This window comes from Pseudomonas sp. CFBP 13711 (genome assembly GCF_014842265.1).
Taxonomy (GTDB): Bacteria; Pseudomonadota; Gammaproteobacteria; order Pseudomonadales; family Pseudomonadaceae; genus Aquipseudomonas.
In genome coordinates, this window is sequence record NZ_JACYVI010000001.1 from 748,729 (window position 1) to 764,948 (window position 16,220).

At 59.6% G+C, this 16,220-nt stretch carries 11 protein-coding genes and 2 tRNA genes; 9 read left to right on the forward strand and 4 right to left on the reverse strand.

Going from position 1 to position 16,220, the window contains the following annotated elements:
- Positions 1-72: 72 nt before the first annotated feature.
- On the reverse strand, positions 73-279 hold the full coding sequence (locus tag IFT47_RS03415; RefSeq protein WP_192170856.1) for a SlyX family protein: 207 nt from the start codon (positions 277-279) through the stop codon (positions 73-75).
- A 2-nt stretch (positions 280-281) separates the two neighbouring features.
- Positions 282-707 carry an HIT domain-containing protein gene (locus IFT47_RS03420; RefSeq protein ID WP_192170855.1) on the reverse strand — a complete coding sequence of 142 codons (426 nt, stop codon included), beginning with the start codon at positions 705-707 and terminating at the stop codon, positions 282-284.
- Between the two features lie 987 nt (positions 708-1,694).
- Between IFT47_RS03420 and IFT47_RS03425 the strand changes: the two genes are divergently transcribed.
- The 3 genes from IFT47_RS03425 (at position 1,695) to IFT47_RS03435 (ending at position 5,946) form a co-directional block, all read left to right on the forward strand.
- Complete coding sequence (locus tag IFT47_RS03425) at positions 1,695-3,017, forward strand: OprD family porin (protein ID WP_122623039.1); 1,323 nt, start codon at positions 1,695-1,697, stop codon at positions 3,015-3,017.
- Positions 3,018-3,190: 173 nt separating this feature from the next.
- The gene (locus IFT47_RS03430; RefSeq protein WP_192170854.1) at positions 3,191-4,906 is read left to right on the forward strand and encodes a proline--tRNA ligase; all 1,716 of its coding nucleotides are present in this window, start codon (positions 3,191-3,193) and stop codon (positions 4,904-4,906) included.
- Between the two features lie 83 nt (positions 4,907-4,989).
- On the forward strand, positions 4,990-5,946 hold the full coding sequence (locus IFT47_RS03435) for a hypothetical protein (protein ID WP_192170853.1): 957 nt from the start codon (positions 4,990-4,992) through the stop codon (positions 5,944-5,946).
- Positions 5,947-5,963: 17 nt separating this feature from the next.
- Here the strand turns inward: IFT47_RS03435 and dinB are convergent, their stop codons facing one another.
- Entirely contained in the window at positions 5,964-7,022 is a 1,059-nt protein-coding gene (gene dinB / locus IFT47_RS03440) for a DNA polymerase IV (RefSeq protein WP_192170852.1), read from the reverse strand.
- A 237-nt stretch (positions 7,023-7,259) separates the two neighbouring features.
- Here dinB and IFT47_RS03445 point away from each other — a divergent pair.
- The 4 genes from IFT47_RS03445 (at position 7,260) to IFT47_RS03460 (ending at position 11,943) form a co-directional block, all read left to right on the forward strand.
- A tRNA-Met gene (locus IFT47_RS03445) sits at positions 7,260-7,336 on the forward strand.
- Between the two features lie 268 nt (positions 7,337-7,604).
- Positions 7,605-7,681: transfer RNA gene (locus IFT47_RS03450), tRNA-Met, on the forward strand.
- Between the two features lie 330 nt (positions 7,682-8,011).
- Positions 8,012-10,654: a bifunctional lysylphosphatidylglycerol flippase/synthetase MprF gene (mprF, locus tag IFT47_RS03455; protein ID WP_192170851.1), complete on the forward strand. Its 2,643-nt coding sequence runs from the start codon at positions 8,012-8,014 to the stop codon at positions 10,652-10,654.
- On the forward strand, positions 10,654-11,943 hold the full coding sequence (locus IFT47_RS03460) for a virulence factor family protein (RefSeq protein WP_192170850.1): 1,290 nt from the start codon (positions 10,654-10,656) through the stop codon (positions 11,941-11,943). Before mprF ends, IFT47_RS03460 begins: the two co-directional genes overlap by 1 nt.
- 187 nt (positions 11,944-12,130) lie before the next feature.
- Here the strand turns inward: IFT47_RS03460 and IFT47_RS03465 are convergent, their stop codons facing one another.
- Positions 12,131-14,029, reverse strand: coding sequence for a potassium transporter Kup (locus IFT47_RS03465; RefSeq protein WP_192170849.1), 1,899 nt, complete (start codon positions 14,027-14,029; stop codon positions 12,131-12,133).
- Between the two features lie 270 nt (positions 14,030-14,299).
- On the opposite strand from IFT47_RS03465, the gene rimO reads away from it, so the two are divergent.
- Together rimO and IFT47_RS03475 are read left to right on the forward strand one after the other, a co-directional pair.
- A complete protein-coding gene (gene rimO, locus IFT47_RS03470; protein ID WP_122537399.1) occupies positions 14,300-15,637 on the forward strand; it encodes a 30S ribosomal protein S12 methylthiotransferase RimO in 1,338 nt (445 codons plus the stop codon).
- A gap of 121 nt (positions 15,638-15,758) precedes the next feature.
- The gene (locus IFT47_RS03475) at positions 15,759-16,211 is read left to right on the forward strand and encodes a GNAT family N-acetyltransferase (protein WP_192170848.1); all 453 of its coding nucleotides are present in this window, start codon (positions 15,759-15,761) and stop codon (positions 16,209-16,211) included.
- Positions 16,212-16,220: the final 9 nt, after the last annotated feature.

Sequence of the window (16,220 nt, forward strand, 5' to 3'; positions counted from 1 at the left end):
TGCCGCATAAAAAACCGCGCTCACAAGCGCGGTTTTTTTTGGCTGAAATTCCTGCCCTCAGCTCTTTCTCCCTTAATAGTGAGGGGGACGCGAGTCTTCAGCAAAACCGTCGCCCTGCCCGCCCATCTCCTCCTGACGCTTGATCAGGGCGGTGATCTGTAATTCCAGACGATCAAGACTGCGCTGCTGGGCGACCAATACATCGTTGAGGGCCTGAATCGTATCGTCCTGAAAGGCCAGTCGACTTTCCAGCTCCATGACACGTGATTCAAGATCCATGGTCAGTCCTCCTTAAAGGTGAATGCTTCGGTCAATCCGGACTTCAGTTGCGAGGTGATCCGGGCAACCTCATCCGGCGAATAAGGCCTGGCGGGATGCTTTCCCCATACCGGAGCAGGCCAGGCCGCGTCGCCGACCCGGCGAACAATGACATGCATATGCAGCTGACTGACCACATTACCCAGCGCAGCGACGTTCATCTTGTCGGCGTGAAACGTACGATCAAGTACGGCCGAGAGGTAGGTGGTTTCTTTCCACAACTGCGCCTGCTCCGCTTCGGACAGTTGGAACACTTCACTGATGTCCGGACGCTTCGGCACCAGAATGAACCATGGGTAATTGGAATCATTGGACAGCAGCAGCGTGCACAGCGGGAAGTCGCCGATCGGTAGTGTGTCTTGCAGCAAGCGCGGATCTAGAACAAACACGTAAATACTCCTGATCGCGGATTAGATAGGCTGAGCCGATTGACTGGCCCGATAAAGAAGTCGTGGGTAGCGGGAAGGATACTCGCGAATTCCGGACGATTCATCCGGCACTGTGATTCTGGGCATTTTGCGGATCTGGTGTTGATCGGTAGGCACTACACGTCCGCCTCGCACCAGAAACGCGCGAAAAATACCGCCACGCACTTTCATGAAGCGGGCAGCCGCCGCCCCAGGCCTGGCAGAACCAGGCAACGGACTTCGGGTGCACCCAGTCAATCCGGGCCTCACGGACGATATTCCTGGGTGCCGCTGCAGTCATGATTCCTAGGATGGCAGCGATACCGAATCGGAAGAACCAAACGCAGGCAATTTTGCGGCGTGACGCACCAAAACGACTCAGATGAGGCCCGGATATGTGACAGCTATCCGCGATTTACCCACTGCCAAGGGGTAACAGGTAACGTTAGTGACATTTCATCGCGCTAGTCTCAAGAAAATTCGGGTTGCAAAGCAGGCTATCGAAAATATTTTTATCGTTTTGATTCAGTAGCTTGGAGTCGACATCGAATGTTTTTACAACGCTTCCGACATTTTTTTCATATTCGTCGAAATTTTGTGCACGGTTGTTGCTTTGTCACACACAGGCTTGAAGACGAGCGTGTCGAGAGACAGGCCGGGACCGAAGGGATGCAACGGCGTTTGACAAGGTAGCTGGAGCGTCTGGATTCAATGAAGGTGTGAATGAATCCAGCGTTCAAAGTAACCCGGTAGTTGCACGGTTTAACGAATCAGGAGCTGTTCAGTAGCGACATGGACAGAGCTGGCGGCGACAAGGCCGTAAAGAAATTGAAAGGATAGGTTCGTAACTATCGCCATTAATGTCAGCGTGCTATAAATTTCGCCGACACCAAAAAGAAAGAAGCCGGCCAGATAAAAAAACAGGTGGACGGCAGTACTCTTCTTAAAAACCAAAGGAGCAAAGTCACGATGAGAGTGATGAAGTGGAGCGCAATCGCACTGGCAGTTACTGCAGCCAGCACCCAATTGGCATCGGCTGCGGCATTCGTAAGCGATCAGTCCGAAGCAACTGGTTTTGTAGAGGGGAGCAAGCTCGACGTCAAGGCTCGTAACTACTACTATAATCGCGACAAAAAGAATGGCGCGGTAGACGACAAAGACTGGACTCAAGGTTTCTGGGCTAACTACAGCTCCGGTTACACCCAAGGCCTGATTGGTGTCGGTGTTGACGCGTTTGGCTATGCCGGCTTCAAGCTTGATGGTTCGGACAAGTATTCGGGTTCGGGCAACCTGGTGACCGACAGCCAGGGTAAAAACGAAGACAGCTTCGGCAAGGCCGGTGGCGCTGTTAAATTCCGCGTCTCCAAGACCGAACTGAAAATCGGCGACATGCAGCCGCAGAACCCGGTTTTCGCAGTTGGCGGTTCCCGCCTGCTGCCACAAACAGCAACTGGCGTGACCTTGCAGAGCAGTGAGATCAAAGGTCTCGACGTAGAAGCAGGTCGCTTCACTTCGGGCACCAGCCAGGATGAGACCAATCGCAACGGCGATATCTGGGCCACCTACGCTGGCGTGACTTCCAAGTCCGCTACCTACGGCGGCGGCAAGTACTCGATCACCGACAACCTGGGTGTTGGTTTCTACTACAACAAACTGGAAGACGTGTGGAACCAGTACTACGGCAACGTGAACTACGCACTGCCGTTGACTGACGACCAGGCGCTGGCGTTTGACTTCAACTATTACAACACCCAGGACACCGGCAGCAAGAAAGCAGGCGACATCAACAACAACGCTTTCTCCCTGTCTGCAGCCTACTCGTTCCTGGCCGCTCATACCCTGACCCTGGCATTCCAGAAAGTTAACGGTGATACACCGTTCGACTACATCGGTATCGGCGACAACAACCGCGGTGGCGACTCGATCTTCCTGGCGAACTCGATTCAATACTCCGACTTCAACGCCCCGGGTGAGAAATCCTGGCAAGCCCGCTACGACCTGAACATGGCCACCTACGGTGTTCCAGGCCTGAGCTTCATGGCTCGCTACGTGACCGGTACTGACATCGACGGGACTCACACTCCATCGAACAGCACCTACACCGGCCTGTACGGTTCTGATGGCAGCCACCACGAGACCAACGTCGAGGCCAAGTACGTTGTTCAAACTGGCCCAGCCAAAGACCTGTCGTTCCGCATCCGTCAAGCATTCCACCGTGCCAACACGGACGAGGGCGAAGGCGATGTCAACGAGTTCCGTCTGATCGTCGACTACCCGATTTCGGTCTTGTAATCGCACTGTCTGACACTCGTTATAGAAAAGCCCGGCCCTCGCGCCGGGCTTTTTCATGGGCGCGCGGTTGACAATCCCTGCTCCTGCGGTGCCCGCCCGGCCTGTACTCAGCGATACCACCACCGTACAATGCCGGGTCATTTCCCAGTCACCGCAACCGACAACGGCCGACCATGCGTACCAGTCAATATTTGCTCGCCACACAGAAAGAAACGCCATCCGATGCGGTCGTGATCAGCCATCAGCTGATGCTTCGTGCCGGCATGATCCGCAAACTTGCCTCCGGTCTGTACACCTGGCTCCCCATGGGCCTGCGGGTACTGCGCAAGGTCGAAGCGGTGGTTCGCGAAGAGATGAACGCAGCGGGCGCGCTGGAAGTGTTGATGCCGGGTATTCAGCCGGCAGAGCTCTGGCAGGAGTCGGGCCGCTGGGAACAGTACGGCCCTGAGCTGTTGCGCTTGAAAGACCGTCACGATCGCGATTTCTGCGCGGGCCCGACCCACGAAGAGGTCATCACCGATCTGGCCCGCAACGAACTCAACAGCTATAAACAGCTGCCCATCAACATGTATCAGATCCAGACCAAATTCCGTGACGAAATCCGCCCGCGATTCGGTTTGATGCGCGGCCGCGAGTTCATCATGAAGGACGCCTATTCCTTCCATGCGACCCAGGATTCCCTGCAGGAAACCTACGACCGTATGCATCAGGCGTACTGCAACGTGTTCACTCGTCTGGGCCTGAACTTCCGCCCGGTCGTGGCCGACAACGGCTCCATTGGTGGCGCGGGCTCCCATGAGTTCCACGTGCTGGCCGAGTCCGGCGAAGACGACATCGTGTTCAGCGACACCTCCGACTACGCCGCGAACATTGAAAAGGCTGAAGCCATTCCGCGCGAGGCCAGCCGCCCTGCGCCGACAGAAGAGCTGCGCCTTGTCGACACCCCTGACGCGAAGACCATCGCGGCCCTGGTCGAGCAGTTCAATCTGCCGATCGAAAAGACCGTCAAGACGCTGGTTGTGCATGCCGCTGAAGAAGGCAAGCTGATTGCGCTGATTATCCGTGGCGATCACGAACTCAACGAAATCAAGGCGTCGAATCTGGAGCAAGTCGCCAGCCCGCTGGTCATGGCCTCCGAAGCCGAACTGCGCGATGCCATTGGCGCCGGCGCGGGTTCCCTCGGCCCGCTGAATCTGCCGCTGCCGTGCATCATCGACCGCTCGGTTGAGCTGATGAGCGACTTCGGTATTGGCGCGAACATCGACGACAAGCACTACTTCGGCGTCAACTGGGAGCGGGACCTGCCTGTTCCGACCGTCGCTGACCTGCGTAACGTCGTCGCCGGCGACCCGAGCCCGGATGGTCAGGGCAACGTGATCATCAAGCGCGGCATCGAAGTCGGGCACATCTTCCAGCTGGGCACCAAGTACAGCGACGCGATGAAGTGCCAGGTGCTGGGCGAGAACGGCAAGCCGGTCACACTGACCATGGGCTGCTACGGGATTGGTGTGTCGCGCGTTGTGGCTGCCGCGATCGAGCAGAACAACGACGCAAACGGCATCATCTGGAGCGACGCGCTCGCGCCTTTCCAGATCGCCCTCGTGCCGCTGCGCTACGAAACCGATGCGGTTAAAGAGGCAACCGACAAGCTGTACGCCGAACTGACGGCTGCCGGCTTCGAAGTGTTGCTGGATGACCGCGACAAGAAGACCAGCCCGGGGATCAAGTTCGCTGACATGGAACTGATCGGCATTCCGCATCGCATCGTGGTCAGTGACCGTGGTCTTGCCGAGGGTAACCTCGAATACAAGAGCCGCACCGAAGCCGAAGCGCAGGCCCTGCCTGTCGCCGATGTGTTGTCTTTCATCAAGGACCGGATCAAGCGCTGACCGGATTGCGCGCCTGCGATTGTGCAGGCGCGCTTTCATCCGCCACGCCTCTGCTATGCGCCTTACCTGCACCTAGAGATCTCATGTTCAAGCGAAATCCCTCACGTCTCGCAGGCGCTGTGTTGTGCACCAGCCTGTTTCTTGGCGGCTGTGCCAATCATCTGTCTCAACGCAGCGAGCATGAAGAACGTGTCGAGCGCAAATTGCTCGACCACAGTTTTCAGGTCGACCTTGGCGATCCCAAGACGCTGGAATTGCCCCAGCGCCGGATACGCATCCACGAGCTGAAAACCTTCGACATCACCGAATTCGAAGTCACCCGGCACTACGACCGGTACACGCCGTATCAGCCGTGGCGGGAAGTCTATGAAATCCCACTGGGCGCGGTGGCCATCGTCGCGGGCATCGGCGCCAATGTGGTCAACGTACTGACGTTTGGCAGTCTGCCCGACAGTGTCACCAAGGACTGGCTCACTTACGGCGTCGCGGGGGTCAACCCGTTCATGAACGCACCCTCCCATGGTCGCGCTCAACAGAACCTGGCCGGTATCGACGAAGTACAGCGCGATCACCGCGTCGAGCATTCGAGTCTGCCGTGGAGTGAAGCGCCGGTTGAAGTCACCGCGGGCAAAGAGACCCACGAGTTGAATACGGACCGTAACGGCGTGCTGCGCGTGAATCTGCTGGACAGCCCGTTCGCCGAGCAGAACCTCAGCTATGTCACGCAACTGAACATCAAAGTGCAGGATGAGCAAAGCAACGTTCAGGCAACTGCCACGTTGCCACTGAGCAAATCACTGCGCGGCAAGCTGATTGAAGCCCACGACCTGATCTACGACGATCTGGAAGATGACGAAGTCAGCCAGTGGGTGCATCGCGTCAAGCGCCTGTCCGAGCTGGGACTGGAAGAGGAAGCCAGTGAGCTGGAACAGTCATTGATCGAGCTGACCCGCAACGATCCGCAGTTGCAGCACGAATTCCTTCGGGCACTGGCAAAAGATGCTGGTCGCCTGGTCGCGGTACCGCCGGGCAGCGAATAGCCTGGCCTGAACCAGTCTCAGCTGAACAACTCGAGCTGCTCATGGGCAGCCCGAAGGTCATGCAGACGTACACCAATCCCAAGCAATCGCACCGGCTTACCGCCCCGTGCGAACGCCTGGGTCAACAGTTGCTCATAACTGCTCAAGTCCCGCCCTGCCCCCGCCTGTTCCAGCGTTGTCTGGGTGAAGTCATGAAACTTGACCTTTACGAACGGTTTGCCAGGGCGGTAAAGGGTGTCAATCCGCGCGATGCGGTCGTTCAACGTTTCCAGCAATGCCGGCAGCATCAGCAGGCAACTGGCGAGGTCCGGCAGATCAGTGTCATAGGTATTTTCGACACTGACCGACTGGCGGCGATTGTCGTTCTGCACGGGCCGCTCATCCACACCATGGGCCAGATTCCACAGCCGCTCGCCAAATGAGCCGAATTCCCGCACCAGCGAAAGCTTGCTCCAGCCGCGCAAATCGGCGCAGGTGATGATGCCGAGGCGGCCCAGCTTGTCGGCCGTTACTTTGCCAACGCCGTGTAACTTGGACACCGGCAATTCGGAGACAAAGTCTTCCACCTGATCCGGGGTAATGACAAACAACCCGTTGGGCTTTTTCCAGTCGCTGGCGATCTTGGCCAGAAACTTGTTCGGAGCGACGCCGGCGGAAACGGTGATGTGCAACTGATTGGAAACGCGCCGCCGAATGTCCTGGGCGATCCGCGTCGCACTGCCGGAAAAGTGCTCGCATTCCGTGACATCCAGATAAGCCTCATCCAGCGACAGCGGCTCGATCAGATCGGTGTAGTCACGGAAGATCGTCTGGATCTCTTTCGATGCTTCTTTATAGGCATCCATTCTCGGTTTGACGATGGTGAGATCCGGGCACAGCGTCAGCGCATGTCGGGATGACATCGCGGAGCGGATGCCGTAGGCCCGAGCTTCGTAGTTGCAGGTCGCAATGACACCCCGCCGTTCAGCCGACCCGCCGACTGCCAACGGCTTGCCGGCCAGACGCGGGTCGTCGCGCATCTCAATAGCGGCGTAGAAGCAATCACAGTCGATATGGATGATTTTGCGCTGCGGCATCACATAGGGTCGTAGGAAAACGGTCGAGCAGTATCTCATTCACGCGACTTTCTGACACTGAATAAGCCTCGTCCCCTACGGCCATGCCACTCCAAGAAACCGCCCCTGAAAGTCCCGAAAGCGAGACGCGCCATGGCTCTCCGCGACACGTTCACGCTAACCGATTGAAGAAAAAGCCTTTTTTTCTGCCGATTGCTTGACAGCCCGGCGATCCTCTGTAGAATGCCGCCACACAGACGCGGGATGGAGCAGTCTGGTAGCTCGTCGGGCTCATAACCCGAAGGTCGTCGGTTCAAATCCGGCTCCCGCAACCAAACATCAAAAAAGGCTACTCGAAAGAGTGGCCTTTTTTGTGGCTGTCATTTGGGGAAGCGCGATCCCGCCGCCCTCTCCACCCAGCGCTTCATATTAATGAAACAAGGCCTGTGGATGATGGCGACCTGCTGTCAGGCGCGGATTGCGATAAAAGCCTTGTCCAACCGCCACTTAGGCGCCCCAACGCTCCCGATGCGGTTATTTTGTCGATCCCTGGCATTAAAGGTTGACACTTCGTCGTTCGACTGTAGAATGCCGCCACACAGACGCGGGATGGAGCAGTCTGGTAGCTCGTCGGGCTCATAACCCGAAGGTCGTCGGTTCAAATCCGGCTCCCGCAACCAACATCTAAAAAGGCTACTCGAAAGAGTGGCCTTTTTTTTGCCTCGCTGAAAGCGCTCGAACAGCGGGCCGGAATCCTTGTCACATCCCATTACCGGGGTGCGTTCATCCGAGAGGTCTTGTTACTGTATGTTGCCGGGAGCGATAGTTTTGATCTCCCCTGCCGATACGCTGGCCAACGACTGAACCTAGACTGAACGGTCACCGATACGTATCCGTGGTATTCGCCCGTTAGACGTTCAAGCGCTAACATCCTGAATTATTTTTTGCGTAGGGATTGGTAACTTGGCTGTATACCTCCATCCTGTCGCGCACGATCCAAGGAGTGATTGATGCGCGCCAACCCGTCCGACACAAACGAAGCAGTGACGGAGCATCCTCCGGCTCCCCCGAAACGACTGCGTCTACGCGAACTGGTGAGCAAGTACCGTCAACCCATTGGGTTAGGCGTCACCATCCTGCTGTTCGCCATCGCCCTGATCGCCTGTCGGCACATGCTGACCGAGCTGGACATCTACGCTCTGCAGGATTCGCTGCTCAGTGTGCCGCTGCCTTCTCTGGCCGGCGCAGTGCTGGCGACTGCCATCGGGTTCGTGATTCTGCTGGGCTACGAGTGGTCCGCCAGTCGCTACGCCAATGTCGATCTGCCGCCGAAGTCGCTGATCATGGGCGGGTTTTGCGCGTTCGCCATCGGCAACGCCGTAGGCCTGTCGATGCTGTCCGGCGGCTCGGTTCGTTACCGCCTTTACTCGCGATTGGGACTGGGTGCGGGCGAAGTTGCCCACATGACCCTGTTTGCCAGCCTGTCCTTGGGTTGCGCACTTCCCCCGCTGGCTGCCCTCGCGACCTTGAGCGACCTGCCCGCCGCTTCGCTGGCTCTGCATGTATCAGTGCCGGTACTGGCAACCGTTGCAGTCGCCGTGCTCGCGTTCAGTCTGATTCTGGGTTATGCCATCTATCGCCGACGCCTGCCGGAACAGACGATCCCGCATAACCTGCTGGTCCGCGCCGGCCGCCGCACCCTGCGTCTGCCTGGCGTACGCCTGACCCTGATGCAGTTGGTGATTACTGCGCTGGACGTCGCCGCCGCTGCTGCCGTCCTCTATCTGTTGCTGCCCTCCGCCCCGCCCTTCGGTGCGTTCCTGCTGGTTTACCTGCTGGCCCTGGCCGCAGGTGTCCTCAGCCACGTGCCCGGTGGCGTCGGCGTCTTTGAAGCCATTCTGCTCGCCGCCTTTGCCGACGAGCTGGGCGCCGCACCGCTGGCCGCCGCGCTGCTGCTGTACCGCCTGATCTACGTGGTGATGCCGCTGCTGATCGCTTGTCTGGTACTGCTTTACAGCGAGGCCAAGCGACTATTGTTTGCGCAACAAGCCATGCGCGTTGCGTCAGGCCTTGGCGCTCCGATTCTGGCGTTGCTGGTATTTCTCTCCGGCGTGGTGCTGCTGTTTTCCGGCTCGACCCCCGAGATCGACACCCGCCTGGAGAGCCTCGGCTTCCTCATTCCCCATCGACTGATCGACGCCTCTCACTTCGGCGCCAGCCTGATCGGCGTGCTCTGCCTGTTGCTCGCGCAGGGCCTGCGTCGTCGCCTGTCGGCGGCGTGGATGCTGACCACGATTCTGCTGTTTGTGGGCTCCATTCTGTCGATCCTCAAGGGTTTCGACTGGGAAGAAGCGAGTCTGCTGCTGCTGACCGCGTGCCTGCTGACCATCTTCCGTCGCTCGTTCTACCGTCCGAGTCGCTTGCTGGAACTGCCGTTTTCACCGCTGTATCTGGTCGCCAGTGTCTGCGTGCTGGGTGCTTCGGTCTGGCTGCTGCTGTTCGCCTATCAAGACGTGCCCTACAGCCACCAGCTGTGGTGGCAGTTCACACTGGACGCCGATGCCCCACGGGGTCTGCGCTCGGCGCTCGGAAGCGCGGTGTTGCTGCTGATCGTCTCGCTGACCTGGCTGCTGCGTACCGCGCGCCCTGTGATCAACCTGCCAGATGAGGCACAGCTGGCCAAAGCCGCGGAGATCATCAAAGCATCCAGCCAGCCCGATGGCGGTTTGGTGCTGACCGGCGACAAGGCCGTGCTGATGCACCCTGACGGCAATGCGTTTCTGATGTACGCCCATCGCGGCCGCAGCCTGGTTGCGCTGTACGATCCGATCGGCCCGACCCAGCAGCGGGCCGAGCTGATCTGGCAGTTCCGCGATCTGTGTGACGTTCACCATGCCCGCCCGGTGTTCTATCAGGTGCGTGCGGAGAACCTGCCGTTCTACATGGACATCGGCCTGACTGCGATCAAGCTGGGCGAAGAGGCCCGAGTCGATCTGCACAAGTTCGACATCGAAGCCAAGGGCAAGGAAATGAAGGACCTGCGCTACACCTGGAATCGGGGTGGGCGCGACGGTCTGTCGCTGGAAATCTACGAAGTGGGTCAAGCGCCCATGGACGAGCTCAAAGTGATTTCCGATGCGTGGCTGATGGGCAAGAACGTGCGCGAGAAAGGCTTCTCCCTCGGGCGCTTCAGCCTGGATTACCTCAAGCATTTCCGCATCGCCATCGTGCATTTCCAGGGCAAGCCGGTCGCGTTCTCCAATTTGCTGGAGACCTCGCGCAATGATCTGGCGAGCCTGGACCTCATGCGCTCGCACCCGGAAGCGCCGAAGCTGACCATGGAATTCATGATGGTCGGGCTGATCCTGCATTACAAAAAAGAAGGTTACGCCCGCTTCAGCCTCGGCATGGTCCCGTTGTCCGGGCTGCAACCGCGACGTGGCGCGCCCTTGACCCAACGTCTGGGCTCGATGGTGTTCAGCCGTGGCGAGCAGCTCTACAACTTCCAGGGGCTGCGCCGTTTCAAAGACAAATTCCAGCCTGACTGGGAACCTCGTTACATGGCCGTGCCCGCAGGACTTGATCCGCTCGTGGCACTGGCAGATACCGCCGCCCTGATTGCGGGCGGCCTGACTGGATTGGTGAAACGCTGATGATTCAACGCTACTGGCGCTTTTTGCTCGCAGCCCTGGTAATTCTGGTGGTGGCATTGGGTTTCTGGCTGTGGAACCGCCCCGCCGCGCAACCGACTCTTGAACACATCACCCTGGATGACGGCTCTGCACTGATCCGGGTGGTGCCTTCGACCAAGGTGAAAACCCAGGTCGCGCTCGCCGTGACCACTGAAGAATCACTGACCGAGAAACAACTGCTCGCCTTGAGCTACGACGCTTCGGCCCGGGTCGTACAAGTGACGCTGCCGAAGGACGATTGTCAGCTTCAGGCGAAAACCTTCAATGCCGCGCTGCAGAAGCTCGACGGCGCGCCTGATCTGGTTGCCGGTGTCGGTGCGGGTGCTTCCCTGGCGTGGCGCTGGCTGGCCGGTCAGGACAACGACAATGCCCGGGCCATCTCGGTTGGCTTCGTCCGCGATCAGCCGGGTTGCACCGACCCTGTGCCGAAGGCCGCCGCCCACGGCAAGTGGACGGTCGCCTGGAACGACGGCCCCGACGACGAAAGCGCCACGCTGGTCCGTGACGCACCCAATACCGAAACCAGCATCAGCGACTACGACATCAAGTACCCGCAGGTGCTGAACAACGAAGTGCGCCGTCGCCTGATTGGGGGTGACGACAACGGTGGCCTGAACATTCCGGTGGTCGAGGTGCCGTCTTCCCAGCCCTCTGACACGGTGACGCTGTTTCTGTCCGGCGACGGTGGCTGGCGCGACCTGGACAAGGACGTGGCGGGCGACATGGCGAAAATGGGTGGCTACCCGGTCGTCGGCATCGACACCCTTCGTTACTACTGGGAGCACAAATCGCCAGAACAGACCGCCGCTGATCTGAGCGAGCTGATGGCCCATTACCGGCAGAAATGGGGCGCCAAGCATTTCGTGCTGGCGGGCTATTCCTTCGGCGCCGACGTGTTGCCAGCGATCTACAACCGCTTGCCGGAAGAAGACAAGGCGCGGGTCGACGGCATCATCCTGCTGGCCTTCGCCCGCACCGGCAGCTTCGAGATTGCCGTCGAAGGCTGGTTGGGCGCAGCCGGTAAGGAAGCGGCGACAGGCCCTGAAATGGCCAAGCTGCCCGGCGACAAGGTGTTGTGTGTCTATGGCATTGAAGAGAAGGATGAAAGCGGCTGTACGGAAACCACAGCACCTGGCGAGAAGATGCAACTGCCAGGCGGCCATCACTTCGACGAAGACTACCCGGCCCTGGCCAAGCGCCTGAGTGCGGTGATCGACAAGTGGAAGGGCAAAGAACCCGCCGCGGAGTAATCGCCCGCCCATAAAAAATCCCCGCTTTCTTGCGATTGCGGGGATTTTTTTGTTTCAGCTACTCGCTGACGTGAGGCCGACCTCTTTAGGACCGGCTTCAGCCGGGAAGAGGCCAGTGCATACGCCATCAATCTCACGGCGTGACACCCGGCACACTCCCGGTTAAACCCCGCCGAAGCGGAGCTGCTTACATCTCCACCTGCGTGCCCAACTCGATCACTCGGTTGAACGGCAGTTTGAAGAAACGCAAATTGCCGTTGGCGTTCTTCAACATGAACGAGAACAGGCCCTCGCGCCAGCGGGCCATGCCCACCAGTTTCGACGAGACCACGGTTTCGCGGCTGAGGAAGTAGGTCGTGCGCATCGGGCTGAAGTCCAGCTCCTTCAGGTGACACAGGCTTAGCGCTGCCGGCACGTCCGGCTCGTCGATGAAGCCAAAATGCAGAATCACGCGATAGAAGCCCTCGCCAAACGCCTCGACCTCGAAGCGCTGGGCCGTCGGCACGCGCGGGGTGTCTTCGTACACGACGGTCAGCAGCACCACTTGCTCATGGAGCACCTGGTTGTGCAGCAGGTTATGCAACAGCGCATGGGGAACGGCGTCCGCGCGGGCCGTGAGAAATACGGCCGTGCCCTGAACGCGATGGGGCGGCTGCACGCGAATACTGCTGATGAAGATCGGCAGCGGCAGACCGCCCTCGTCGATGCGATCTACCAACAGCTGCTTGCCGCGCTTCCAGGTGGTCATCAGGATAAACAGCGCGATACCCGCCAGGAACGGGAACGCCCCGCCCTGAATGACTTTTGGCACGTTGGCCGCGAAGAACATACCGTCCACGAACAGGCATCCGACCAAAATCGGCACCGCGATCAGCGGCGGCCATTTCCAGGCCAGCAGCATGACCGACGCCACCAGAATCGTTGTGCAGAGCATCGTGCCGGTCACCGCCACGCCGTAGGCCGAGGCCAGCGCGCCGGAGGATTCGAATCCCAGCACCAGCAGGATGACCCCGACCATCAGCGCCCAGTTCACCGCACCGATGTAGATCTGCCCTTGGGCGTCGCTCGAGGTGTGCTGGATGTACATGCGCGGGATGTAGCCGAGCTGGATCGCCTGCAGCGTCATCGAGAACGCCCCGGAAATCACCGCCTGCGAAGCAATAATGGTCGCCAGCGTCGACAGGGCAATCAAAGGCAACAGGGCCCAACTCGGCGCCAGCAGGTAGAACGGGTTGCGTACCGCTTCAGGGTCTTGAATCACCAGGGCGCCCTGACCGAAGTAGTTCAGCACCAGTGCCGGCAGGACCAGCGCGAACCACGCACGGGAGATCGGCTTGCGACCGAAGTGACCCATGTCCGCATACAGCGCCTCGGCACCGGTCAGTGCGAGCACCACAGCGCCCAACACCGAAACGCCAATGCCGGGATGATCAATAAAGAAGCGAACCGCCCACACCGGGTTGACGGCATGCAGCACTTCCGGCTGTTGCAGGATGCCGTGAACGCCAAGCACGCCGAGGGTCACGAACCACAGCACCATGATCGGGCCGAACATCACGCCGATGCGCGCAGTGCCGTGACGCTGAATCAGAAACAGCGCCACCAGCACGACCAATGCAATCGGCACCACCCAGTGCTCCAGTCCGTCAAAGGCCAGCTCCATGCCTTCGACCGCGGACAGCACCGAGATCGCCGGGGTGATCATGCTGTCGCCGTAAAACAGCGCCGCGCCGAACAGGCCGAAGACGATCATGCTCGCCTGTAGCTTCGGGTATTTGGCTGAAGCCCTTCGCGCCAGCGCCGTTAGCGCCATGATGCCGCCTTCGCCTTCGTTGTCGGCGCGCAGCACCAGGGCCATGTACTTGAAGGAGACCACCCAGATCAGTGACCAAAAGATCAGCGACAGAATGCCCAGCACGGCATCGTGGCCGGCCTGCACGCCATAGCCGCCGACGAAGACCTCTTTAATGGTGTAAAGCGGGCTGGTACCGATGTCGCCATAGGCTACACCCACCGCGCCCACCAGCAGACTCAACGGTTTCGCCGAAGAATGCCCGACCTCTGCCTGACTCGTTGCGTGACCCATTTACCACTCCTGAAACCATGACTCGAGCACCGCGATCCGGCGTTGTCGGATTGACCCACGCCGCACCGGTAAATTCCGATGCGCCCGGCCCACTTGGGGTGCCGGGCGTAACGCCGCGAAGCATAGCGCAGCACTCGTCGTAATTCTCTGTATAACACTGGTCAATCGTTCGACGCGCCGCTAGAATTGCGCACTTTTTGATCAGAGGCGCCCCAAGCGCCCAGTCAATGCTTCGGCCAAACGCCGGGCATCCTACGCCGAGGTTAGTCAATGTCCACCGTCACCACGTCTGCCGCCCCCAAGGTCGGCTTTGTCAGCCTCGGTTGCCCGAAGGCTCTGGTCGATTCCGAGCGCATCCTGACCCAGCTGCGCATGGAAGGCTATCAGGTCGTGCCGACCTACCAGGACGCTGACGTGGTCGTGGTCAACACCTGCGGTTTCATCGACAGCGCCAAGGCCGAGTCCCTCGAGACCATTGGCGAGGCGCTGGCCGAAAACGGCAAAGTGATCGTCACCGGCTGCATGGGCGTGGATGAAAGCGTGATTCGCAGCGTGCACCCGAGCGTGCTGGCCGTCACCGGTCCGCAGCAGTACGAGCAAGTGGTCAATGCCGTCCACGACGCCGCCCCGCCGAAGCTCGATCACAACCCGCTGATCGATCTGGTGCCGCCGCAAGGGGTCAAGCTGACCCCACGCCATTACGCGTACCTGAAGATTTCCGAAGGCTGCAACCACAGCTGCAGCTTCTGCATCATCCCGTCCATGCGCGGCAAGCTGGTCAGCCGCCCGATTGGCGATGTGCTCGACGAAGCGCAGCGTCTGGTCAAAGCCGGCGTGAAAGAACTGCTGGTGATTTCCCAGGACACCAGCGCCTACGGCGTCGACATCAAGTACCGCACCGGTTTCTGGAACGGTCAGCCGGTCCGCACACGCATGACCGAGCTGTGCCAGGCCCTAAGTTCGCTGGGAGTGTGGGTACGCCTGCACTACGTTTACCCGTACCCGCACGTCGACGAGATCATTCCGTTGATGGCGGCGGGCAAGATCCTGCCGTACCTGGACATCCCGTTCCAGCACGCCAGCCCGAAGATCCTCAAGCTGATGAAACGCCCGGCCTTCGAAGACAAGACCCTGGCGCGCATCAAGAACTGGCGCGAACAGTGCCCGGACCTGATCATCCGCTCGACATTCATCGTCGGCTTCCCGGGCGAAACCGAGGAAGACTTCCAGTACCTGCTGGACTGGCTGACTGAAGCCCAGCTGGATCGCGTCGGCTGCTTCCAGTACTCCCCTGTCGAGGGCGCGCCGGCGAACCTGCTGGATGCACCGATTGTTCCGGACGACATCAAGCAGGATCGCTGGGATCGCTTCATGGCGCACCAGCAAGCCATCAGCGCCGCACGCCTGCAGATGAAAATCGGCAAGGAAATCGAAGTGCTGATCGACGAAGTGGATGAACAGGGCTTCGTCGGTCGCTCGTTCTTCGACGCACCGGAAATCGACGGTAACGTCTTCGTGGAAAGCGACCGTGACTTCAAGCCAGGCGACAAAGTCATGTGCCGGGTGGTGGATGCCGATGAGTACGACCTGTGGGCTGAGCCAATCTAACGCTCAATCCCTGGCTCGCACGCCGCTTCACCTCCAACAGCCCTGCCCGTAAAACGGCGGGGTTTGTTTTTTCTGGCTATCGTCCCCACATCAGGATCACTACCCAGGGAGCAGCGGCCACATGACCCGGCACTCGGTCATTTATCTGCCCAGGCAGCACGACTTCGCCGAACTCATCCGGGTCTGGGAAGCGTCCGTGCGCGCGACCCATGACTTTCTGCCCGAGAACTACATCACGCTGCTCCGGCATCTGCTGGAAACCCAGTACCTGGGCGCCGTAAACCTGTTCTGCACCCGCGACTCACACCTGCGCATCACCGGTTTCGCCGGCACCACCCCGGGCAAACTCGAAATGCTGTTCATTGCCCCCGACCACCGTGGCACGGGCCTGGGCCAGCAACTGCTGGACTACGCGATGGAGCACTTCCACATTACCGAGCTGGACGTGAACGAACAAAATGCCCAAGCGCGGGGGTTTTACGAACGGCAGGGGTTTGAAGTGGTGGGCCGGACCGAGCTGGACGGGCTCGGCCGACCGCATCCGATATTGCGGATGCGGCTCAAGGTCATCTGAAGCAACCCT

Coding starts and splice junctions, on each gene's coding strand:
- IFT47_RS03460 (WP_192170850.1), top strand. CDS start 10,654: ATGATTCAACGCTACTGGCGCTTTTTGCTCGCAGCCCTGGTAATTCTG.
- IFT47_RS03430 (WP_192170854.1), top strand. CDS start 3,191: ATGCGTACCAGTCAATATTTGCTCGCCACACAGAAAGAAACGCCATCC.
- rimO (WP_122537399.1), top strand. CDS start 14,300: ATGTCCACCGTCACCACGTCTGCCGCCCCCAAGGTCGGCTTTGTCAGC.
- mprF (WP_192170851.1), top strand. CDS start 8,012: ATGCGCGCCAACCCGTCCGACACAAACGAAGCAGTGACGGAGCATCCT.
- IFT47_RS03475 (WP_192170848.1), top strand. CDS start 15,759: ATGACCCGGCACTCGGTCATTTATCTGCCCAGGCAGCACGACTTCGCC.
- IFT47_RS03415 (WP_192170856.1), bottom strand. CDS start 279: ATGGATCTTGAATCACGTGTCATGGAGCTGGAAAGTCGACTGGCCTTT.
- IFT47_RS03425 (WP_122623039.1), top strand. CDS start 1,695: ATGAGAGTGATGAAGTGGAGCGCAATCGCACTGGCAGTTACTGCAGCC.
- dinB (WP_192170852.1), bottom strand. CDS start 7,022: ATGCCGCAGCGCAAAATCATCCATATCGACTGTGATTGCTTCTACGCC.
- IFT47_RS03435 (WP_192170853.1), top strand. CDS start 4,990: ATGTTCAAGCGAAATCCCTCACGTCTCGCAGGCGCTGTGTTGTGCACC.
- IFT47_RS03465 (WP_192170849.1), bottom strand. CDS start 14,029: ATGGGTCACGCAACGAGTCAGGCAGAGGTCGGGCATTCTTCGGCGAAA.